Source organism: Halorubrum salinarum (assembly GCF_013267195.1).
Lineage (GTDB): Archaea > Halobacteriota > Halobacteria > Halobacteriales > Haloferacaceae > Halorubrum > Halorubrum salinarum.
Window position 1 is genome coordinate 108,786 of record NZ_CP053941.1, and the last position, 19,262, is coordinate 128,047.

Annotated in this window: 23 protein-coding genes; 11 read left to right on the forward strand and 12 right to left on the reverse strand. The window is 72.1% G+C overall.

Annotated elements, in window-relative coordinates:
- Positions 1 to 15: 15 nt before the first annotated feature.
- The 4 genes from HPS36_RS00570 to HPS36_RS00585 all read left to right on the forward strand — a co-directional run bounded on the left by HPS36_RS00570 (position 16) and on the right by HPS36_RS00585 (position 3,800).
- On the forward strand, positions 16 to 2,211 hold the full coding sequence (locus HPS36_RS00570; protein WP_173228098.1) for a PAS domain S-box protein: 2,196 nt from the start codon (positions 16 to 18) through the stop codon (positions 2,209 to 2,211).
- Between the two features lie 92 nt (positions 2,212 to 2,303).
- Positions 2,304 to 2,519 (forward strand): hypothetical protein, encoded by a 216-nt coding sequence (locus HPS36_RS00575; protein WP_233559299.1) that lies wholly within the window; start codon positions 2,304 to 2,306, stop codon positions 2,517 to 2,519.
- Between the two features lie 80 nt (positions 2,520 to 2,599).
- Positions 2,600 to 3,016 carry a DUF7124 domain-containing protein gene (locus tag HPS36_RS00580; protein ID WP_173228099.1) on the forward strand — a complete coding sequence of 139 codons (417 nt, stop codon included), beginning with the start codon at positions 2,600 to 2,602 and terminating at the stop codon, positions 3,014 to 3,016.
- A 43-nt stretch (positions 3,017 to 3,059) separates the two neighbouring features.
- Positions 3,060 to 3,800, forward strand: a complete 741-nt coding sequence (locus HPS36_RS00585; RefSeq protein WP_173228100.1) for a MogA/MoaB family molybdenum cofactor biosynthesis protein — start codon at positions 3,060 to 3,062, stop codon at positions 3,798 to 3,800.
- 12 nt (positions 3,801 to 3,812) lie between these two features.
- On the opposite strand, the gene trpG is transcribed toward HPS36_RS00585, so the two are convergent.
- From trpG to HPS36_RS00615, 6 genes are all read right to left on the reverse strand, one after another.
- Positions 3,813 to 4,406 carry an anthranilate synthase component II gene (gene trpG, locus HPS36_RS00590; protein ID WP_173228101.1) on the reverse strand — a complete coding sequence of 198 codons (594 nt, stop codon included), beginning with the start codon at positions 4,404 to 4,406 and terminating at the stop codon, positions 3,813 to 3,815.
- Positions 4,403 to 6,079 (reverse strand): anthranilate synthase component I, encoded by a 1,677-nt coding sequence (gene trpE, locus HPS36_RS00595; RefSeq protein WP_173228102.1) that lies wholly within the window; start codon positions 6,077 to 6,079, stop codon positions 4,403 to 4,405. Before trpE ends, trpG begins: the two co-directional genes overlap by 4 nt.
- Positions 6,076 to 6,720, reverse strand: a complete 645-nt coding sequence (locus HPS36_RS00600) for a phosphoribosylanthranilate isomerase (RefSeq protein WP_121562162.1) — start codon at positions 6,718 to 6,720, stop codon at positions 6,076 to 6,078. Before HPS36_RS00600 ends, trpE begins: the two co-directional genes overlap by 4 nt.
- Positions 6,720 to 7,769 (reverse strand): anthranilate phosphoribosyltransferase, encoded by a 1,050-nt coding sequence (gene trpD, locus HPS36_RS00605; protein ID WP_173228103.1) that lies wholly within the window; start codon positions 7,767 to 7,769, stop codon positions 6,720 to 6,722. Before trpD ends, HPS36_RS00600 begins: the two co-directional genes overlap by 1 nt.
- A 165-nt stretch (positions 7,770 to 7,934) precedes the next feature.
- Positions 7,935 to 8,636: a universal stress protein gene (locus tag HPS36_RS00610; RefSeq protein ID WP_173228104.1), complete on the reverse strand. Its 702-nt coding sequence runs from the start codon at positions 8,634 to 8,636 to the stop codon at positions 7,935 to 7,937.
- A 114-nt stretch (positions 8,637 to 8,750) separates the two neighbouring features.
- Positions 8,751 to 10,034, reverse strand: a complete 1,284-nt coding sequence (locus HPS36_RS00615; RefSeq protein WP_173228105.1) for a tRNA pseudouridine(54/55) synthase Pus10 — start codon at positions 10,032 to 10,034, stop codon at positions 8,751 to 8,753.
- A gap of 144 nt (positions 10,035 to 10,178) precedes the next feature.
- On the opposite strand from HPS36_RS00615, the gene nth reads away from it, so the two are divergent.
- The 6 genes from nth (at position 10,179) to HPS36_RS00645 (ending at position 14,901) form a co-directional block, all read left to right on the forward strand.
- Positions 10,179 to 10,862: an endonuclease III gene (gene nth, locus HPS36_RS00620; protein WP_173228106.1), complete on the forward strand. Its 684-nt coding sequence runs from the start codon at positions 10,179 to 10,181 to the stop codon at positions 10,860 to 10,862.
- Between the two features lie 155 nt (positions 10,863 to 11,017).
- Positions 11,018 to 11,572 (forward strand): DoxX family protein, encoded by a 555-nt coding sequence (locus HPS36_RS00625; RefSeq protein WP_173228107.1) that lies wholly within the window; start codon positions 11,018 to 11,020, stop codon positions 11,570 to 11,572.
- 571 nt (positions 11,573 to 12,143) lie between these two features.
- Positions 12,144 to 13,223, forward strand: coding sequence for a glutamate--cysteine ligase (locus tag HPS36_RS00630; RefSeq protein ID WP_173228108.1), 1,080 nt, complete (start codon positions 12,144 to 12,146; stop codon positions 13,221 to 13,223).
- Positions 13,224 to 13,337: 114 nt separating this feature from the next.
- The gene (locus HPS36_RS00635; protein ID WP_137715601.1) at positions 13,338 to 13,901 is read left to right on the forward strand and encodes a winged helix-turn-helix domain-containing protein; all 564 of its coding nucleotides are present in this window, start codon (positions 13,338 to 13,340) and stop codon (positions 13,899 to 13,901) included.
- Between the two features lie 50 nt (positions 13,902 to 13,951).
- Positions 13,952 to 14,446, forward strand: a complete 495-nt coding sequence (locus HPS36_RS00640; protein ID WP_173228109.1) for a phosphopantetheine adenylyltransferase — start codon at positions 13,952 to 13,954, stop codon at positions 14,444 to 14,446.
- Positions 14,443 to 14,901 carry a hypothetical protein gene (locus HPS36_RS00645; protein WP_173228110.1) on the forward strand — a complete coding sequence of 153 codons (459 nt, stop codon included), beginning with the start codon at positions 14,443 to 14,445 and terminating at the stop codon, positions 14,899 to 14,901. The genes HPS36_RS00640 and HPS36_RS00645 overlap by 4 nt, the downstream gene beginning before the upstream one ends.
- Positions 14,902 to 14,919: 18 nt before the next feature.
- Here the strand turns inward: HPS36_RS00645 and HPS36_RS00650 are convergent, their stop codons facing one another.
- From HPS36_RS00650 to HPS36_RS00670, 5 genes are all read right to left on the reverse strand, one after another.
- Entirely contained in the window at positions 14,920 to 16,365 is a 1,446-nt protein-coding gene (locus HPS36_RS00650; RefSeq protein ID WP_173228111.1) for an FAD-dependent oxidoreductase, read from the reverse strand.
- Between the two features lie 85 nt (positions 16,366 to 16,450).
- Positions 16,451 to 16,894: an RNA-binding protein gene (locus HPS36_RS00655; protein ID WP_173228112.1), complete on the reverse strand. Its 444-nt coding sequence runs from the start codon at positions 16,892 to 16,894 to the stop codon at positions 16,451 to 16,453.
- A 22-nt stretch (positions 16,895 to 16,916) separates the two neighbouring features.
- The gene (locus HPS36_RS00660; RefSeq protein ID WP_006113388.1) at positions 16,917 to 17,105 is read right to left on the reverse strand and encodes a hypothetical protein; all 189 of its coding nucleotides are present in this window, start codon (positions 17,103 to 17,105) and stop codon (positions 16,917 to 16,919) included.
- A gap of 99 nt (positions 17,106 to 17,204) precedes the next feature.
- On the reverse strand, positions 17,205 to 17,786 hold the full coding sequence (locus HPS36_RS00665; RefSeq protein WP_173228113.1) for a DUF7524 family protein: 582 nt from the start codon (positions 17,784 to 17,786) through the stop codon (positions 17,205 to 17,207).
- Between the two features lie 92 nt (positions 17,787 to 17,878).
- Positions 17,879 to 18,073 carry a methytransferase partner Trm112 gene (locus HPS36_RS00670; protein ID WP_173228114.1) on the reverse strand — a complete coding sequence of 65 codons (195 nt, stop codon included), beginning with the start codon at positions 18,071 to 18,073 and terminating at the stop codon, positions 17,879 to 17,881.
- Between the two features lie 149 nt (positions 18,074 to 18,222).
- Here HPS36_RS00670 and HPS36_RS00675 point away from each other — a divergent pair, with 149 nt between their 5' ends.
- Positions 18,223 to 18,504 carry a ribonuclease P protein component 4 gene (locus tag HPS36_RS00675; protein WP_173228115.1) on the forward strand — a complete coding sequence of 94 codons (282 nt, stop codon included), beginning with the start codon at positions 18,223 to 18,225 and terminating at the stop codon, positions 18,502 to 18,504.
- 6 nt (positions 18,505 to 18,510) lie between these two features.
- Here the strand turns inward: HPS36_RS00675 and HPS36_RS00680 are convergent, their stop codons facing one another.
- Entirely contained in the window at positions 18,511 to 19,191 is a 681-nt protein-coding gene (locus HPS36_RS00680) for an HAD-IIB family hydrolase (protein WP_173228116.1), read from the reverse strand.
- Positions 19,192 to 19,262: the final 71 nt, after the last annotated feature.

Genomic DNA, 19,262 nt, shown 5'->3' on the forward strand with positions numbered 1-19,262 from the left:
GCGTACTCTCCGCTCATGAACGCTGGACGACTTCCCGACGGGGACTTCTTCGCCTCCTTCGTCGCGGAGTGTTCGGACCCGGTCATCTCCGTCGACGGCGAGGGAGTGATCGTCCACGCGAACCCGGCGGCCGCGTCGGCGTTCGGCTACGAGCCGAACGAGCTACAGGGACGCGAACTCGCGTCCATCATCGCGTCAGACGCCGGCGACGCGGGGGCTGAGTCGGCTCGGGAGCGGATCGCGCGGGTCGAGGGACTCGACGAGAGCGGGAGCGTTTCGGTGCCGATCCGCCACGCCGACGGCCACACGGTGACGTTCTCCGTGCGCTTCCACGAACACGTTCCCGGCGGGGAGGGAGGCGACGGTGGCGACGAGGCGGACCGTGACGGCCGCGATCCGGTGTACACTGGGATCTTCCGTGACGGCGTCGAGGAGGTCGGCGGCCGGCGGGCGGAGACGTTCCGCAACCTCGTCGAACACGCCGGCCACGCGATTTACGTCACCGACACAGACGGAACGATCGAGTACGTCAACCCGGCGTTCACCGAGCACACCGGCTACGAGCCGGAGGAGGCCCTGGGCGAGACCCCGGCGATACTCAACTCCGGCGAGATGCCCGACGAGTACTTCGACGCGCTGTGGGCGACCCTGCTGGACGGCGAGGTGTGGGAGGAGGAGATAGTCGACCGACGCCGCGACGGCGAGCCGTATCACGCCCACCAGACGATCGCGCCCGTGGTCGACGACGACGGGGAGGTGTCGCGGTTCGTCGCCATTCAGACGGACATCACGGAGCGGAAGGCCGCCACGGGGCGGCTGAAGCAGTACCGGGACATCGTCGAACGGCTCGACGACCCGGTGCTCCTCCAGAACCGCGACGGCGAGTTCGAACTGCTGAACGAGGCCGTGAGCGAGTTCGCGGGCGTCGACCGCGAGGCGCTGTACGGCACCGACGAGTTCGCGCTCATGGATCCGGCGGCCGCGGCCGAGATAGACGAGCGCCGGCGGGAGGTGCTCGAACGCGAGGAGACGGTCGAGTACGAGGTCTCGCCCGAGTTCCCGACGAGCGGCCGCGAGGCGACGTTCAGCACGCAGCGGTACCCGTACTACGACGCCGACAGCGAACTGGCCGGGACCTTCGCCATCTGCCGGAACGTCACCGACCGCAAGCGCCGGGAGCGGGAGCTGGAACGGTACGAGCGCGCCATCAACGGGGCGACGGACCTCATCGCCGCGGTCGACCGCGACGGGCGGCTGCTGTTCGCCAACCCGCAGTACCGGGAGTACCACGGGATCGGCGACCGCGACGTGACGGATCTGACGCTCGCCGACGTCGTCCCGGAGGGGAGCTACGAGCGCGTCGAGAGACAGGTGGAGCGGGCGCTCCGCGGCGAGTCCGTCGAGTACCGGACGACGCGGACCCACCCGACCCGCGGGAAGCGGACGTTCGACGTCCGGTACTACCCGCTCGACAGTCCCGACGGCGAGGCGCCCGCCGGCGTGGTCGGCGTGCTCCGGGACGTGACAGACAGCGAGAACCGCGCGCGACAACTGCGGGTCGTCGACCGCGTCCTCCAGCACAACCTCCGGAACGCGCTGACGGTCGTCAGGGGGCGCGCACAGCAGATCGCGGCTGGCGACGCCGACCCGGCCGCCGCCGCGGAGTACGTCGTCTCCCGGGCCGACGACCTCTTAGAGACCAGCGAGAAGGCCCATCACATCACCGAGATACTGAGCGACGGGGCGGAGACGGAGCGCGTCGACGTCGGCCGGATCGTCCGACAGGTGGCGGCCGCGGCGGCCGACGAGTTCCCGAGCGCGACCGTCGACGTCTCGGTGCCGGACGACGGGATCGCGGTCGCGTCCGCGACGACGTGGCTCTCGCGGGCGGTGGACGAGCTGATCCGGAACGCGATCGTTCACCACGACCGGGACCGACCGACGGTCGAGGTGTCGGTCGAGACGAGCGACGACTCGGTCGCGGTCCGCGTCGCCGACGACGGGCCGGGACTGAGCGACATGAACCGAGACGTGCTCGTCGACGGCGCCGCGGTCGACGCGCTGTACCACGGCAGCGGCCTCGGCCTTTGGCTCGTCTACTGGGTCGTACAGCAGTCGGGCGGCTCGGCGGCCGTCGCGGACGCGGAGCCCCGCGGCACGGCGGTCACGCTCACGCTGTCGCGCCGGGAAGGCCGACTCCCCGGCGAGTGAGGCGTCTACGGCGGGCTCGCCGAGCCCGTGGCCCCGGTCGGGACGACGGCCGCCGCGAAACGCTTATGATTAATCGTGTTATACGGTATCACATGTCACTCAGAGACACCGGGCGACGGCTGCGGCTCCGCCGCACCGGCCGCGTCCCGTCGGACGCGCGCGTCCGCCACTACGACGAACTGGACGACGACGAGCAGGGCGTCGTGCGGGAGCTGGCGGGCGAGCCGTGGACGGCGCCCGAGACCGGCGACCTCGACGACGGCGACGTGGTGAAGTTCACCGACTACTACCTGGTCCGGTCGCGGTGACGGCGGCCGTCTCGGGGTGAGCGGCCGGCGGGCTACGCGGAAGCGAAGTTGTTTTCGCCGGCGGGCGGCAAGCGGGGCGCATGGACAGCGGCGGATCCACAGACATGACGCTGGCGTTCGAGTTGGAGGCGCTGAAAGCGCTCGCGGACCCCAACGCGGTGTTCAACAACGCCCGGCAGTGGACGGAGTACGTCGGGGTCGTCAGCGAGAAGCCCACCTACGTCGTCACGAACTTCACGCGGAAACACCGCGTGCGACAGGACTTCTTCTCCGGCCCGCGCGGCGTCGAGGAGAGCTTAGAGAACATCAGCGGACAGTTCGACACGGACCGGCACGTCTTCGTCGGCGTCGACGACGAGGACGCGGCCGTCGCCGAGGCGACCGGGTGGGAGTTCCTCCAGGTCGAGGACGCCGCCGAGGCCGCGGGGTGGACGCTCGCGACGGGCGAGCCGGACGACGAGGCGCCCGAGGAGCGGGCGCGCGACGACTGGCCCTGACGAGACCGGGAGGTGTTTTGACGCGGGCGCCGAAGGCGGACGTATGACCGACCACGGCGACGATAGCCACGACGGCGACCATTCTGGAGACGGTCACGATGGCCACGGCCACAGTCACGATGACCACAGTGGCCAGCACGGCCACGATGACCACAGCCACGGCCACGATCACGGTGACCACGACCATCACCACCACGACGCGGACTCGGTCGCGGTCGCGGTCGTCACGGTGTCCTCGTCGCGGGGCGCGGACGAGGACCCGGCCGGCGACTACGTCGAGACGGCGTTCGAGGAGGCGGGCCACGAGGTGTCGGTCCGCGAACTGATCCCGGACGACTACGACAGCGTTCAGGGCACCGTCGACCGCCTCGCTCGCCGGAAGGACACCGACGTGGTGGTGACGACCGGCGGGACGGGCGTCACGCCCGACGACGTGACGCCGGAGGCGGTCCGCGGCCTGTTCGCGAAGCGGCTCCCCGGGTTCGGCGAGCTGTTCCGCCGGCTCTCCTACGAGGAGATCGGCACGCGGACCATCGGCTCGCGCGCCGTCGCCGGCGTCGTCTCCGCCACGCCGGTGTTCTGTCTCCCGGGATCGGAGAACGCGGTCCGGCTCGGCGTCGACGAGATCGTCCTCGCCGAGGTCGGCCACCTCGTCGGGCTCGCCGGCCGCGGGCTCGACGACGACGGCGAACCGGCCGAGGACGAGAACGGAGAGGGAGGGCAGGGTGACGACGCGGATAGCCGCGACGGCGGAGGGGGCGACGAGGAAGGCGGAGACGCCTGACCCAGGGGGCGCTCAGACGGCGGTGAGGAAGTTCCGGATGAGGTCGTGGCCCGACCCGGTCAACACGCTCTCCGGGTGGAACTGGACCGCCTCGATCGGGTGCTCGCGGTGGCAGATCCCCATCACGATCGACTCGCCGTCGTGGTCCGTGGTGGCCGTGACGTCGAACGCCTCGGGGACTTCGGTGGCCGCCAGCGAGTGGTAACGGCCGGCGCGGAATCCCTGGTCGAGCCCGCGGAACACGCCCTCCCCGTCGTGGTCGACGGGGAACGCCTTGCCGTGGACGGGCTCGGGGGCGTGCCCGACGGTCCCGCCGTACTCGTAGACCGCGGCCTCCAAGCCGAGACAGACGCCGAGCGTCGGCACCGACGGCGAGAGGTCGCGGAGCACCGACATCGTCACGCCCACGTCGCGGTCGTTCTTCGGGTGGCCGGGCCCCGGACTGATGATCACGGCGTCGGGCTCGGCCGACTCGATCTCGTCGAGCGACGCCGTGTTCTTGAACACGTCGACGGCGACCGGCTCCCCGCCGATCGTCTGGTCGGAGACGTACTCGACGAGGTTGTAGGTGAACGAGTCGAAGTTGTCGACGACGGCGACCTTCATCGCTCGGCCTCCGTGCCGGTGGCGAGCGGCCCGTCGTCGCCCTCGGCGGGCGCCGCCGAGTCGGCGTCGCCGTCCCGCGCTTCGTCCTCGCGGATGCGGTCGATCGCGGTCAACACGCCGTCCATCTTCTGTTCGGTCTCCTCGTACTCGGCCGCGGGGTCGGAGTCGGCGACGAGGCCAGCGCCGGCGCGCACGCCGACGACGGACTCGTCGCCCGACTCGTCGAGCGTCGCGGTCCGGATGACGATCGCGAAGTCCGCGTCGCCGGTCCACGAGTAGTAGCCGACGCCGCCGCCGTACGCCTCCCGCGGGGTCGTCTCCAGGTCGTCGATGATCTCCATCGCGCGCACCTTCGGCGCGCCGGTGAGCGTCCCGGCCGGGAACGTCGCGCGCGTCGCGTCGAACGCGTCGGCGTCGGCCGCGAGCGTCCCGGTCACGGTCGACTCGATGTGCTGGACGTGGCTGTACTTCAGCACGTTCATGAACTCCTCGACACGGACGGAGCCCGGCTCGGAGACGCGCCGCACGTCGTTGCGCGCGAGGTCGACGAGCATCGTGTGCTCGGCGCGCTCCTTGCCGTCCGCGAGCATCTCGCCCGCGAGCCGCCGGTCCTCGACCGGGCTCGTGCCGCGCGGGCAAGTGCCGGCGATCGGGTTCGAGACGACGCGGTCGCCCTGGACCGACACGAGCGTCTCCGGGCTCGCGCCGACGACGGTCCGGTCATCGTGCCGGAGCACGTACATGTACGGCGAGGGGTTCACGTCGCGGAGCGCCGCGTACAGCCCGAGCGAGTCGACCTCGCCGCGGAGCTCGCGACTGCGCGAGATCACGCCCTGATAGATGTCGCCGTCGAGGACGTGTCGCTTGGCGGTCCGGACGGCCTCCTCGTACTCCTCGCGCGGGTCCGCGGACTCCTCGCGCACGCGGACCCCGTCCGGGTCGGGCGGCGCGGCCTCGCGCAGTTCGGCCGCGACCCGCTCCGCCTCCGCGACGAGGTCGTCGTAGACGGCGGCGGGGTCGTCGTCGACGCCGATCACGGGCGTGAACACCAGCTCGGCGCCGCCCTCCTTCTCGTCGAAGACGACGGTCCGGGTCGTGAGCGCGAACTCGGCGTCGGGGAACTCCGTCTCGGGGCGCTCGACGCCGACCTCCTCCAGCCAGAGGTCGTACACCGCCTCGTACGCGAGGAACCCGACGAACCCGCCCGAGAGGATCTGCCGATCGGTGTCCGGGAAGCCGCGCAGGCTCACGTCCGGGAACGCCGCGCGGACGCGGTCGACCGCGTCGCCCGCGGCGGGTCCGAGGTCGCCGTCGGTCGCACCCGCGCCAGCGCCGACGAACTCGGCGGCCGGTCCCAGCTCGGTCACCTCGGTGCGGTCGGGGTGGACCGAGACGATCGCCTCGGGGTCGTAGCCGACGAACGAGTAGCGGGCGTGCCGGTCCGCCTTCCCGCCCGCGGTGAACGCGCCGTCGGGGTCGCTGGAGGCGACCTTCTCGCCGGACTCCAGCAGGAAGCCGTACGGCCCCTCGCCGACGAGGGTCGCGTACGCGCCCAGGGGGGGCACGTCGGCGTCGAGCGCGGCCGACGCGCGGACCACGACCGGCCGCTCGGCGTCGGCCGCGAGGTCGACGAACTCGGCCTTCGTCCGGTTCAGCGGGGGCGCGTCGCTCATGCCAGCTCCATCTCCCGGCCCGCGTTCGCGACGAAGCGGGCGACCGCGTTGTGGTCCTTCCGGCCGCCCTCGATCTCGACGCCCGAGGCGACGTCGACCGCGAAGGGGTCGGCGACGCGGACCGCCTCGGCGACGTTGTCGGCCGTGAGCCCGCCCGCCAGCACGACCGGGGTCGTGAGCCGGGCGGCGAGGTCGCCGGTCGCGCGCCAGTCGTGCGTCTCGCCCGTCCCGCCCGCGCCCGAGTCGTCGGTGGAGTCGACGACCAGCGCGTCGACCGCGCCGTCCAGCTCCTCCGCGCGGGCCGGGTCGTCGGCGTCGACCGTGAGCAGCACCTTCCGCTCCGTCTCCGCGCGGACGTACCGCAGCTCGTCGAGCGTCCACTCGCCGTGGAGCTGGATCGCGTCGGGGGCGACCGTCCGGGCCAGCTCGACCGCGCGCTCGGCGGAGTCGGGCATCGTCACGAGCGTCGCGGTGACGAACGGGGGCACGGCGGCGAGCAGCTCGGCCGCCGTCGCCGGGTCGACCTCGCGCGGCGAGTCGACCGGGACCTCCGTGATCACGCCGACCGCGTCGGCGCCCGCGTCGACCGCGGCGCGGAGGTCGGCCTCGTCGGTGAGCCCGCAGATCTTCACCCGGGCCATCAGTCGTCGTCCTCCGCGGTCGCGCCGAGCCCGCCGTCGACCGGCTCGCCGTCGCCGCAGAGCGCCGCGAACTTCTCGGCGGCCGCGCCGGAGTCGATCGCCTCGGCCGCCCGCTCGACGCCCGCAGCGAGCGTGTCGGCCTCGCCGGCGACGTAGATCGCCGCGCCCGCGTTCGCCAGGATCAGGTCGCGCTTCGGGCCCGTGACGGAGCCGTCGACGATCCCGCGCAGGTCCGCCGCGTTCTCCTCCGGACCGCCGCCGGCGACCGCGTCGATCGGGGCCCGGTCGAGCCCGAGGTCCTCCGGCGCGATGGTGAACTCGGTCACGTCCTCGCCGTCGACCTCGGCGGCGACCGTCTCGTCGTGGATGCCGATCTCGTCCATCCCGGCGCCGTGGACGACGAGGGCGCGCTCGACGGGCATGTGCGCGAGCGAGCGCGCGATGACGGGCACGAGGTTGGGGTCGTAGACGCCGAGCACCTGCGCGTCGGCGCCCGCGGGGTTCGTGAGCGGCCCGAGGACGTTGAATATCGTCCGCATGCCGAGCTCCTTCCGGGGGCCGATGACGGCCTTCATCGCCGGGTGGAAGACCGGCGCGAGCATGAAGCCGATCCCGTCCGCCTCGATCGCCGCCTCGACGGCTGGCGGTTCGGCCTCCACGTCGGCGCCGGCGACCTCCAGCACGTCCGCGCTCCCCGACGACGAGGAGACGGAGTAGTTGCCGTGCTTCGCGATCGGCACCCCGGCCCCCGCGGCGACGATCGCGGCGGTCGTCGACACGTTGATCGTGTCGTAGTCGTCGCCACCGGTGCCGCAGGTGTCGACGAGCGGCTCGCGGTCGGGCTCGATCGTGCGCGCCGCGTCGCGCATCCCCTGCGCGAAGCCGGCGATCTCGGCCTCGGTCTCGCCCTTCGTCCGGAGCGCGGCCAGCAGCGCCCCGATCTGGGCGTCCGTCGCCTCCTCGAAGACCAGCCGCGCGGCCTCGCGCGCCTCGGCTACGGTCAGATCCTCCCCGTCCGTCACGCGCTCGACCGTGTCGTTGAGATTCATTGTGTCCACCGATGTAGTATTCCGCGTTGTGATGTACAAGTATGTACACTAATTTAACGCTGTCGCCGTGACGGGAAGCGGTACCACGCGCCGTGAACGCGGAAGAACACGAGGAGAGGCGACCGAGAGCGGAGAAGCGACGCCGACGGCAGAGCGGATCAGCCCCTACGCCGGGTCGAGCGCCCGCGACCCGTCGGCCTCGACGACGACCACGGGGACCTCGGCGTCGCCGATGACGGTGTCGGTCGTGGAGCCGAAGACGAAGCGGCCGACGGTCCCGGTGGTCGGCGCGCCGACGACGACGAGGTCGTAGTACGCCGACTGCTCGACGATCGCGCCCGCCGCGGTCCGGTCCTCGACGAGCCATCTGTCCGCGCGGTCGAACCCGCCGAGCCTGTCCTCGGCCGCGTCGAGGAGCCGCTCGCCGGCCGCCGCGTAGTCGGTGTCGTCCGCGTCGCTTGCGGCGACGACCGTGCCGGAGGCGTCCTCGTCGGGTCCGGCGTCGGCGAGCGCCGCGTCCGAGGGGACGACGTGGAACAGTTCGAGCCACGAGTCGGTCTCCGACGCGATTTCCCGCGCCACGTCGACGGTCGCGCCAGAGTGCGGGCCGGGGCCGACGGCGACGAGGACCGAGGAGACCCGGTCGGGGCGGTCCGCGCGGTCGGCGCCGTTCAGCGACACGTCGGCGGCGGCCAGGACCTCGCCCGCCTCGTCGACCGCGGGCCGGATGACGGGGTCGCCGACCGCGGGCTCGGCCGCGTGGCCGGCGCCCCCGGTCCCGACCGAACCGCCCGACCCGCCGCGTGCCCCGCCGTTTCGCGTCCCGCCCTCGCGGGCGTTTCCACCGTCGGCGTCGCTCCTGTCCATGTGCGAACGTCTGACGCTCGTCAGATAAATCCCGTTGGTTCCGCGACCGTCACGGTCCGAGGCGGTGCGCTGCGGGGCCGGACCCGGGAGGTCGCGACCCGAGACGCGGGCGCGCTACTCCCGGAAGAACGCCTCGTCCTCGAACGGCTCCGCCTCGCCCTCCACCGCGAGCACGTCGAGCGCGGTCACCTCGGCGCCGACGCCGAGCAGGCCGGCGAGGCTCGGCTCGGTGCGTCCTTCGTCGCCGGAGATCAGCTCCTTGATGTAGAGCCCGCCCTCGCCGCTGATCTCGACCGTCGCGCGCCGCGGGTCGTCGAGTTCGGCGGTCGCCTCGTACACGTCGCGCTCGCGGGTGATGCTCGCGCGGCGGTGGTCGACGCGGTTCGGCGTGTACTGCTCGACGGTCGCCCCCTCCAGCTCCGCGACCGCGGCGGCGAGCGCGTCGGCGTCGACGTCGGCGTCGAACGCCACCTGCGCGCGGTACCGCTTCCCGGCGTCGTGCTCCTTCACGCGCTCGACCATGTCGTAGGTCGCGAGCCGGAGCCCCTCGACCTCGACCGCACCGTCGGCGAACGCGTTGATGTCCGACTGGAGGCGGTCGGTGTCGACCCGGCGCCGGCGCGGCTCCTCGACCTCGATCACGAACGGGCGGCCGGTGCCGAGCATGAGGGCGTCGACGTCCTCGCGGCCCGCGCCGTGGAACGTCGCCTCGGTCCCGTCCATCACGTCCTCGACGATCGGCGCGGTGTACTCCTCGACGCTGTCGTCGTAGAGGTAGCCGGAGCCGCCGCAGTGGTCGCAGGGGTCGGCGCCCTGCCGCCCGGAGCCCTTACACTCGCGGCAGGGCCACTCGGTCTGGGGGATGTCGCGCTCTAGCTTCCGATACCGGCCGTAGACGAACGTGGAGTTCACCTTCGCGTCTATCTCGTCTTCGGCCAGGTCGATCGTGAACTGGACGTCCGGGCGGTCGAAGGAGACCTCGGCGCCCGTGGTCCGCCCGACCCGCTTGCCGACCTCGCGGTTGAACTCCGACTTGAACGGCTCGCCCGCGTCCTCGTCGAGGCCGGCGTCGGCGCGGAGCAGGGCCTCGTTCTCCTCGATCAGCGGCGGCGGGCGCGTGCCCACGTTGTACGTGTCGAACTCGATCCCCTCGACCGCCTCGGCGGCGCGGGCGGCCCAGTCGTCGAACTCGGCGCAGCGCCCCTCGCACACCCAGCAGTCCGCGGTGTCGACCGCCTCGTGGTCCTCGTCGTCGCGCAGCGCGAGCGACACCCGGAGCGCCGAGCCGCGGTCGGCGTTCGACAGCCCGAAGCTCCGGTCGGCGACGAGCCGGCCGAGACAGGCGTCGCACACGGGCCCCGTCTCGGTCGCGCGCGCCGCGACGTCGAGTACGTCCATACGCCATCCAGCGCGCCGGGTGGTAACTGTCTTACTACTCGGTCGAGGCCCGGCGGCCGAGACCCGGCGGCCGAGCGACGGCTCGCCCCGCGGACGAGGGGCGCAGTCGGATCGTTCAATGTCGCCCGGGCGGAGGGGATCCGTATGGGAACGCCACGCGATGCGCGGGAGGAACAGGTCGCCGAGGTCCTCGACCGGCTGTACGAGGAGTACCCGGACTCGACCATCTCGCTCAACTACTCGAACCGGCTGGAGCTGCTGATCGCGGTCATCCTCTCGGCGCAGTGCACCGACGAGCGCGTGAACTCGGTGTGCGCCGACCTGTTCGAGACGTACGAGACGCCCGAGGAGTACGCGAACGCCCCCCAAGAAGAGCTCGCGGAGGCGATAAACTCGATTACCTACTACAACAACAAGGCGAAGTACATCCGCTCCGCGTGCGCGGACATCGCGGAGCAGCACGGCGGTGAGGTGCCGGACACGATGTCGGACCTGACCGACCTCGCGGGCGTCGGCCGCAAGACCGCGAACGTCGTCCTCCAGCACGGCCACGACGTGGTCGAGGGCATCGTCGTCGACACCCACGTCCAGCGGCTCACGCGGCGGCTGGGGATCACCGAGGAGGAGCGTCCGGAAGCGATCGAACAGGACCTGCTCGACGTGGTCCCCGAGAGCGACTGGCAGCAGTTCACGCACCTCATGATCGACCACGGTCGCGCGACGTGTACCGCGATCAACCCCGACTGCGCCGACTGCGTGCTCGCCGACGTCTGCCCCTCGGAGAAGGGCGACGGCGATGTGGACCTCGCGAGCGGCGAGGCGTGGTGAGCGGGTCGGAGAGCGCCCGGGACCGATAGCGTTCGGCACGGAGTATTTAAAGACCCCGCCGATGCGGGGAACGGCCCGGATCCGTCCCGCCGGGAGGGAACCCGCTCGTCGCTTTATACGGGGAACCGGCGTATCGGTAACCGAGGAGAGACACTATGTCCACCAAAACCACGAACGAGTTCGGCGGCGAGATTGGCGGAATCACCCTGTTGGGGAAGGCGCACTCGCTGTCGGCGCTGTTCATCGTCCTGCTCCGGGCGACCATCGGCGGGATGATCCTGTTCGCCGGCCTCGGGAAGGTCTCCGAGTGGCCGTTCGACGCCGCGGGCTACCTCGCGAACATCAACCCGGCGAGCCCGGTCAGCGGGCTGTACGGGGCGATGGCGTCGAGCCCGGCGCTGATGGAGGTCGTCAACGTGATCGTTCCGGTCACGCAGGTGCTCATCGGCGCGGCGCTCGTCGCGGGCGCGTTCGTCCGACTGGCCGCGCTCGGCGGCGCGATCCAGATGACGCTGTTCTACCTCGGCGGGTGGAGCGGCGAGGCGCTCGCGCTGTTCGACTCGACGCTGGTGTACGCGATGGTATTCCTCACCGTCGCCGCCTTCGGCGCGGGCCGCGTCCTCGGACTGGACGCCTACATCGAGCGGATCGAGGTCGGCGGGCAGGCGCTCGTCGAGCGGTTCCCGAAGCTCCGCTACGTCCTCGGCTGAACGGGGCCGACGCGGCGCGGGGGGAACCGGGCGCGTGACGGCGCGCCGCCGACTCGTTTTCGATATGCGACGTACGGTGTGGCTGCTTCACTTTTCGCAATCAGTTTTGGAACGGAGAGCGGCCGCGTTGCCACCGCGCGTTGATAAATGTCTGACTGTGAATCGCCGGGGGATGCCTCCAAAGACCCAGCTACTCGGCGAGACGCGGCCGCTGCTGCCGAGGAGACCTCCAAAGCCCCAGTCGCGAGGAGCCCGTACGCTCGCTGCGCTCCTCACTCGGTCGCTACCGCTCTCTCGTTCCGGTGCTTGCGTCGCCTACGGGCTCCTCTCGACTGCCCCTTCGAGTCCCGCCCCGCACGGCACCGCACCTCACGCCTCCCCAGCCTCGTCGGTCGCCGTCGCTTCGCTCGGCGACCGACTCCCTCGCGCGTGCTGTCTCGCGACCGCCGGAGGCGGCCGCTCGCAGGCACGCGCCACCGCGACGGCTCGTGCTGGTGTGGCCGCTCGCGACACCTGGCCTCCGTTTCGGGTTCCAATCGATATAAGACCGCGCGGGCGGAACGGGGGCGTAATGGAACTCGGTTCGCGGGACGCGTTCTCCCGGATGGGGACGCTCGGCATCGAGGAGGAGTTCTACATCGTCGATGCCGACGGCTACCCCACGTCAGGGACGGACGACCTCGTGTACGGCCGCGACCCGCCGGCGGCGGTGCCGGAGGGGTTCGACCACGAGCTGTTCGAGTGCACGATAGAGGCCCAAACCGAGACGATGGCGGACCCCGCGGACGCCGCGGACGCGCTCGAAACGGTCCGCGAGGCGCTCGTCGACCACGCCGCCGCGGACGGCTATCGGATCGCGGCCGCCGGCCTCCACCCGGCGGCGAAGTGGCGCGAGCTCGACCACGTCGAGAAGCCCCGGTACCAGGCCCAACTGGACCGAATCCAGTACCCCCAACACCGGAACACGACCGCGGGGCTCCACGTCCACGTCGGCGTCGACGACGCGGACAAGGCCGTCTGGGTCGCGAACCGCCTGCGGTGGCACTGTCCCGTGCTGCTCGCGCTGTCGGCCAATTCGCCGTTCTGGAACGGGTTCGACACCGGGCTCGCCTCGGCCCGCGCGAAGGTGTTCGAGAACCTCCCGAACACCGGTATCCCGTCGGCGTTCGAGGACTTCGACGCGTTCCGGCGGTACGAGCGCCGGATGGTCGAGACCGACTCCATCGCCGACCGCGGCGAACTGTGGTTCGACGTGCGCCCCCACACGGGTCACGGCACGGTCGAGGTGCGGGCGCCGGACGCCCAGCGCGACCCCGACGTGTCCCTCGCGCTCGCCGAGTACGTCCGGGCGCTGGTCGTCGACTACGCCGAGCGGTACGAGGACGGCGAGTCGCCCGCGTCGCTGCGCCGGGAACTGCTCGACGAGAACAAGTGGCGGGCGATCCGGCACGGACACGACGCCGCGTTTGTCGACCGCGACGGCGAGGGGACGACCCCGCTGGGCGAGGTGGTCGACGCCGAGTGCGACCGGCTCGGGATCGACGGTATCCGCGAGGTGTACGAGGCCGAGAGCGGCGCCGCGCGCCAGCGCCGGATCCGCGAGGAGTCGGGCGCCGACGCGCTGCGCGCGGACCTCCTCGTGAGTCCCTGACGCCGTCGTCATCCCCTGACACCGGGGCCGAAAGCCCCGAGACGCGCTCCCGGCGTTCCGTCGGAACGAAAGCGACGAGAAACCCTTTTGGCCGCGTAGCTCCCACTCTCCGCCATGACCGCGAACGATTCACCCTCCGAACCGGGCGACGACGCAGAGGAGTCCCCGACGGAGCGGACCCGCGAGGAGCTGCGGAAGACGAAGGAGCGGCTCGGCGAGGGCGCCGACAGGGCGGTGAAGGGGTTCGACGACAACGTCGTCGACCTGCTCGCGTGGCTGCTCGACACCGAGACCCGGGCCCGCATCTACGTCTACCTGCGCGACAACCCCCACAGCACGAGCGACGAGGTCGCCGACGGCACGGGATTGTACCCGAGCACCGTCCGCGAGGCGCTCGCCGAGCTCCACGACGAGGGCACCGTCGAGCGCGACAAGCGGAAGGCCGAGGGGGCGGGCAACAACCCCTACGAGTACGAGGCCATCGCGCCGAGCGACCTCGTCCGCGGCGTCGTCGGCGACGTCCAGGCGGAGCTGAACGCCGTCTTCAACCTCGACCGCCGGCTCGGCGGCGAGTCGCCCGACGGCGACACCGAGCCCGTCCAGATCTCCGTGGACGGCGACGGCGAGCCCGTCGGCGACGCGGACGCGGACGACGGCGGCGACGAGCCGTCGAACTGAGCCGGCGGCGGTTCGGGACCATTTAAGTTCGACCCGCGTAACGGAGAGGCATGAACGTCGCGCTGGGGGGTACGTTCGATCCCGTTCACGACGGCCACCGCAAGCTGTTCGAACGGGCGTTCGAGCTGGGTGACGTCACCGTCGGGCTCACCTCCGACGAGCTGGCGCCGGAGACCCGACACGTCGAGCGGTACGTCCGCCCCTACGACCGACGCGAGCGCGACCTCGAGGCGGAGCTGGCCCCCCGCGCCGAGGCGCACGGCCGCGACTACGAGATCCGCGAGCTGACGGAGCCGACCGGCATCGCCGTCGAGCCGGAGTTCGACGCGCTGATCGTGTCCCCCGAGACGAAGGCGGGCGGCGAGCGGATCAACGATATCCGCGCCGAGCACGGCCGCGACCCGCTCGACCTGGTCGTCGTGGACCACGTGGCGGCGGAGGACGGCGAGCGCATCTCCTCGACGCGGATCGTCGCGGGCGAGATCGACGAGCACGGCAACCTCACCCCCGACCGCGAGGGGCGGGGCGCGACGCGCCCGGAATGACCGGCAGCGACGCGAGCGAGGCGGACGCGGCCGCCTCCCGGCGCGCGACGTTGCGTCGGATCGCCCTCGGCGAATCCGGCTTCGAGCGGGCGACGGTGTGGAGCGCGGTCGGCTTCGCGCTGTCGTACGCGGCCTTCGACGCGACGGCCGCGGTCGGCGTCGGCGACCCGGCGGTCGTCGGCGCCCTCGCCGCGGTGACGGCGGTCGCCGCGGTCGCGTTCGCGGCGACCGGGGGCGGCGCGTTCCCGGCGATCCTCCTGACGTACGGCCCGTTCGCGGGGACGTTCCTCCGGGGACTCGGGCCGGAGCCGTACGTCCTCCCGTTCACCGCCGGCGGCCCGGCGACCGCCGCGTTCACCGCCCCGCTCGCGCTCGCCGGCGCGGTCGCGGTCGCGGTCGGCGCCGCGTCGACGGTCATCGGGTACCTTCTCTCGCGTATCGCCGCGTCACGGTAGGATCGAACTCGGGCCGTCTCAGTCGTCGAGCGTCCCGTTCAGCACCTTCGCGGCGACGAGTATCGGGTCCCACACCGGGCTGAACGGCGGCGCGTACGCGAGGTCGAGCCGCTCGACCTCGGAGACGGTCATGTCCGCCTCGATGGCGGTCGCGAGCGTGTCGATCCGGACCGCCGCGCGGTCAGTGCCGACGATGCTCCCGCCGAGCAGCCGCCCCGTGTCGCGGTCGGCGACGAGCGTCACGTCCGTCTCGGCCGCGCCCGGGTAGTAGCCGGAGCGCGACCCCGCGGTCACCGTCTCGCTCACCGGGTCGAACCCGGCGGCCTCGGCCTCGTCGCGGTCCAAGATCCCGACGCGGGCGGCCTCGGCGTCGAACGCCTTCACCGCCGCGGTGCCCGCGATGTCGCCGACCGGCGTCGGGTTGCCGGCGACCGTCGCCCCGATAGCGCGCCCGGCGCGGTTCGCGGTGAGGCCGAGCGGGACCCAGTCCGGCTCGCCGGTCACCGCGTGGCGCGCGGTCGCGCAGTCGCCCGCGGCGTACACGTCCGGGAGGCTGGTGCGGCCGTGGTCGTCGACCCGGATCGCCTCGCCGGGCCCGAGGTCGACGCCGGTGCCGTCGAGCAGGTCGGTGTTCGGCCGGATCCCGACGCCGACGACCGCCATGTCGACGGGGACTCGCTCCGGCGCCTCGCCGCCGCCGGCTCCGACCTCGATCGCCTCGATCCGACCGTCGCCGACGAGCGCGTCGACCGGGGCGTTCGTGTGGACGGTCACGCCCTCGGCTTCGAGCGCCGCCTCGACGCGGTTCCCGACGGTCTCGCCGAACGGCGAGAGGAGGTGCCCGGAGCGGTGGAAGACGTGGACGTCCAGCCCGCGCTCCGTGAGCGCCTCGGCGACCTCGACGCCCACGTACCCGCCGCCGACGACCGCCGCGGTCTCGGGGGCCGGCATCGCGGCGTTGCGGTCGACGCGCTCACGGTCGACGGCGCTCACGTCGGCGCGGGCCGGGTCGTAGGCGTCCGGCTCGGCGACGTAGGCGTCGATGGCGGCGGCCGCGTCCATGTCGTGGAGCGTGAACGCGCCGTCGACGCCGCGCACGTCGAAGGGGCCGGTGGTCGCGCGCGCTCCAGTGGCGACGAGCAGGTCGCCGTACGCCCGCTCGAAGCGGTCGCCGTCGGCCGTCTCGACCGTCACGCGCTTCGCGTCGGGGTCGACGGCGACGACCTCGTGACCCCGCTGGAGGTCGATCCCGCGCTCGTCGACCTCGCTCGGCGACAGCGACAGCAGGTTCGACATGCGGTCGACGTAGCCGGCGATGAAGTACGGCATCCCGCAGTAGGCGTACGAGATCCACCGGCCCTTCTCGAAGACGACGACCTCGCGGTCGGGCGCCTCGCGTCGGAACTTACTGGCCGCGCTCAACCCCGCCGCGTCGGCCCCGACGACCACGAACGGATCGCTCATGGCCGGACATCGACGGGGCGGGTGAAAAAGTCACGCCGCGGGTGCGGACCGGGCACGCGACCGGCCGGGTGCGGGCGCGGGGCGATCAGTCGCCGCCGTCGTCCGCCAGCCGCGAGAGGGTCTCGCGGGCGTTCGCGACCGCCTTCTCCTTTTTGGCCGGGTACGCCTCGACCTTCGTGCGAACGGTGACCCCCGGTCCGAGCCTGACGTCGCCGCGGAACGCCGCCTGCTTGTCGAGGCGGAGGAACAGCGCGCAGTTGTCGTCAACCCGCTCGTCGAGCTCGTCGAGGACGCGGTCGAGGTCCTCCAACTCGGAGAGCCGGTCGAGGACGTGGCGCATCTCGTCGGCCCGCTCGACCCGGGCCGAGAGCACGACGATCCGGTCCCCGTGATGGCCGACGTTCTCGACGCGGTCAAGTTCGACGTCCTCCGGCAGGAGCGAGCGGAGCGCCTGCTCGACCCGTTTGACGTCCTCCGTGGCGTACGAGAACGCGCGGAGGTCGACGTAATGGAAGGGGACTTTCGGCATGCGGTACGGGGTGGGGGCGGCGTTACTCCTCGCTCTCGACGGCGTCGAGCGCGTCCTCCGGGACGCCCGTCTCCTGACCGTCCTCGAAGCTGACGGTGTACGTCGCGTCGCCGAACATCGTCTCCATCACCTGCGTGATCGTGCCCGACTCGCCGTCGTACTCGCTGTGCTTGTCGTGGAGCACGACCTCGTCTTCCTTCTCGAAGCTCATGGCGATTCGTTCCGCCGGGACGGTTAAAAGCGCGCGGATCCCGACCGAGACGAGGGACGTGAGACGGCGACGGCCTCGGGGAAGCCGCCACCCGTCGCCTCACGTCACGGCGAGCAGCGCGGCGCCGAACGCGATCATCAGCGCGAGTCCGACCGCGAGCCAGACGAGGGCGCTGTCGACGGCCACCGCGACCGCGACCGCGGCGCCGACCGCGACGAGCCCGAAGACCGCGCCCGCGACCCCGCCGCTCCTGACGAGGCGGTCGAGCGCGTTTACCGCGCGCTGCCCGGGCGGGATCTCCGGGGGCCGCTCCGGGGGCGCCGAGAAGGTCTCGTCGACCGCGACCGACTCGCTCGGGGTCTCGGGCGACGGGTCGATCCGAACGTCGACGTACGCCGTGTTCGAGCCGTAGCCGGTGACGATCTTCAGTTTGCCGCGGACCGGTTCGTCGACGTCGGCCGTCGAGACGTGGACGCGGCGGGTGGCCTCGTCGGCGACGAAGTGGTTGCCGTCGTCGAGCGCGGCCGCCCGGTCGAGGTCGTCGTCGAAGTGGAGGTGGACGTGCGTCGAGCGCCCGCTGTTCTCGAGCACGACCGGGAACGGCCCGTCGGTGACGAACGAGTCCGGCGCGTCGATGTCGTGGACCGCCTCCCCGTTCAGTTCGACGTCGAGTGTCGGCACGGTCGGGACCACGCCCCCGTACTAAAAAAAGATTCACACGAGCGAGGGGTTTCGAGGCAGGGGACCGCCACCGTCGCCCGCCCGGCCCGGCCCTACGCCGCCGCCTCTTCGCGCATGTCCGGCGGCAGGAGGTTCGGGATCCCGTCCTCGATGGGGTACGTCTCGCCGCACTCGGTGCAGGTGAGCGTCCCCGCGAGCACCTCCTCGTCGTCCTCGTCGTCGACGTCGAGTTCGAGGGGCGCCTTGTCGAGCGGACAGCAGATCACGTCCATCAGGGATTCCTTCATACCGCTCGGTTGGGGTGGACCGATAAAAAAGCGTGCGGGTCGCGACCGTCGCGCCGTCTCGGACCGGCCGAGCGGGCCGTCGCGGCGTCGCGGCGCCGCGGTCGCTCCGGATAACAACCTCTTTGCCGTCGGGCGCCGCCCTCCGTGACATGGGCATCCCGGCGGAGCGGATCGAGCGGCTGTTCGCCCTCGCCCGCGAGGCGGTCGTCGACGACGAGTACGACCGCGCCCGCGAGTACGTCGCCCGCGCCCGCCGGATCGCAGAGCGGAACCGCTGCGGCATTCCGACAGAGCTCTCCAGGCGCGCCTGCGACGACTGCGCCGTCTACCTCCGGCCCGGGAAGACGAGCCGCGTCCGGACGCGGCCCGGCCGCGTAGTCGTCCGCTGTACGGAGTGCGGGGCGACGGCGCGGTACCCGTACGGGGAGTAACCGCGGCTACTCGGCGCGCTCGCGCAGCGCCGCGAGCACCGAGGCCGTCCCGTCCATGAACCCCTCCGAGACCACCTCGTCGGCCGCCCCGCGGGCCGCGTCGTCCGCGTTGGCCACCGCGTACGACTCGCCGGCGACGCCGAACGTCGAGACGTCGTTCTCGCTGTCGCCGACCGCGACGAACTCGTCGGCGGCGAGCCCGAGCGCGTCGGCGACGACGCCGAGCGCCCGCCCCTTGCTCACGCCCGTCGACTTCACGTGGTAGGCGTAGCCGGTGTCGACGACCTCCACGTCGTCGACGGCCGCGGCGACCTCCCGCAGGAGCGCCTCGTCGGCATCGGGCGAGCACGCCACCTCCGTCTCGCGCCACCGGTTCACCGTGTCGCCGTCCCCCCACCCGACCTCGCCGCCGCGCTCGCGGAACGCCTCGACGACGGCCCGCGCGGCGTCCGGGTCGCCGACGACCGTCGTCTCGCCGTCGACGTACGCAACGCCGCCGTTCTCCGCGATAACGGTCTCCTCGCGGCCGAGGAAGTGCGCGAGCGCGACCGGGTAGGGGAACGCCTTCCCTGTGGCGAAGACTATCGGGGCGTCCCAGTCGGGCAGCAGCTCGAAGGCCCGCGGGTCGATCCGGCCGGTCGGCGTCGTCAGCGTGCCGTCGATGTCGAGCGCGAGTGGCGGGACCATACCCCGAGTCGGCGGCTCGGCGACAACTGTCTTCCGTTCGAACGGAGCGCGGTCGGAGCGGCCGCGCGCCG

Excerpts from the sequence above, each read along its gene's own strand:
- HPS36_RS00570 (WP_173228098.1), top strand. The coding sequence starts at position 16 with ATGAACGCTGGACGACTTCCCGACGGGGACTTCTTCGCCTCCTTCGTC.
- HPS36_RS00575 (WP_233559299.1), top strand. The coding sequence starts at position 2,304 with ATGTCACTCAGAGACACCGGGCGACGGCTGCGGCTCCGCCGCACCGGC.
- HPS36_RS00580 (WP_173228099.1), top strand. The coding sequence starts at position 2,600 with ATGGACAGCGGCGGATCCACAGACATGACGCTGGCGTTCGAGTTGGAG.
- HPS36_RS00585 (WP_173228100.1), top strand. The coding sequence starts at position 3,060 with ATGACCGACCACGGCGACGATAGCCACGACGGCGACCATTCTGGAGAC.
- trpG (WP_173228101.1), bottom strand. The coding sequence starts at position 4,406 with ATGAAGGTCGCCGTCGTCGACAACTTCGACTCGTTCACCTACAACCTC.
- trpE (WP_173228102.1), bottom strand. The coding sequence starts at position 6,079 with ATGAGCGACGCGCCCCCGCTGAACCGGACGAAGGCCGAGTTCGTCGAC.
- HPS36_RS00600 (WP_121562162.1), bottom strand. The coding sequence starts at position 6,720 with ATGGCCCGGGTGAAGATCTGCGGGCTCACCGACGAGGCCGACCTCCGC.
- trpD (WP_173228103.1), bottom strand. The coding sequence starts at position 7,769 with ATGAATCTCAACGACACGGTCGAGCGCGTGACGGACGGGGAGGATCTG.
- HPS36_RS00610 (WP_173228104.1), bottom strand. The coding sequence starts at position 8,636 with ATGGACAGGAGCGACGCCGACGGTGGAAACGCCCGCGAGGGCGGGACG.
- HPS36_RS00615 (WP_173228105.1), bottom strand. The coding sequence starts at position 10,034 with ATGGACGTACTCGACGTCGCGGCGCGCGCGACCGAGACGGGGCCCGTG.
- nth (WP_173228106.1), top strand. The coding sequence starts at position 10,179 with ATGGGAACGCCACGCGATGCGCGGGAGGAACAGGTCGCCGAGGTCCTC.
- HPS36_RS00625 (WP_173228107.1), top strand. The coding sequence starts at position 11,018 with ATGTCCACCAAAACCACGAACGAGTTCGGCGGCGAGATTGGCGGAATC.
- HPS36_RS00630 (WP_173228108.1), top strand. The coding sequence starts at position 12,144 with ATGGAACTCGGTTCGCGGGACGCGTTCTCCCGGATGGGGACGCTCGGC.
- HPS36_RS00635 (WP_137715601.1), top strand. The coding sequence starts at position 13,338 with ATGACCGCGAACGATTCACCCTCCGAACCGGGCGACGACGCAGAGGAG.
- HPS36_RS00640 (WP_173228109.1), top strand. The coding sequence starts at position 13,952 with ATGAACGTCGCGCTGGGGGGTACGTTCGATCCCGTTCACGACGGCCAC.
- HPS36_RS00645 (WP_173228110.1), top strand. The coding sequence starts at position 14,443 with ATGACCGGCAGCGACGCGAGCGAGGCGGACGCGGCCGCCTCCCGGCGC.
- HPS36_RS00650 (WP_173228111.1), bottom strand. The coding sequence starts at position 16,365 with ATGAGCGATCCGTTCGTGGTCGTCGGGGCCGACGCGGCGGGGTTGAGC.
- HPS36_RS00655 (WP_173228112.1), bottom strand. The coding sequence starts at position 16,894 with ATGCCGAAAGTCCCCTTCCATTACGTCGACCTCCGCGCGTTCTCGTAC.
- HPS36_RS00660 (WP_006113388.1), bottom strand. The coding sequence starts at position 17,105 with ATGAGCTTCGAGAAGGAAGACGAGGTCGTGCTCCACGACAAGCACAGC.
- HPS36_RS00670 (WP_173228114.1), bottom strand. The coding sequence starts at position 18,073 with ATGAAGGAATCCCTGATGGACGTGATCTGCTGTCCGCTCGACAAGGCG.
- HPS36_RS00675 (WP_173228115.1), top strand. The coding sequence starts at position 18,223 with ATGGGCATCCCGGCGGAGCGGATCGAGCGGCTGTTCGCCCTCGCCCGC.
- HPS36_RS00680 (WP_173228116.1), bottom strand. The coding sequence starts at position 19,191 with ATGGTCCCGCCACTCGCGCTCGACATCGACGGCACGCTGACGACGCCG.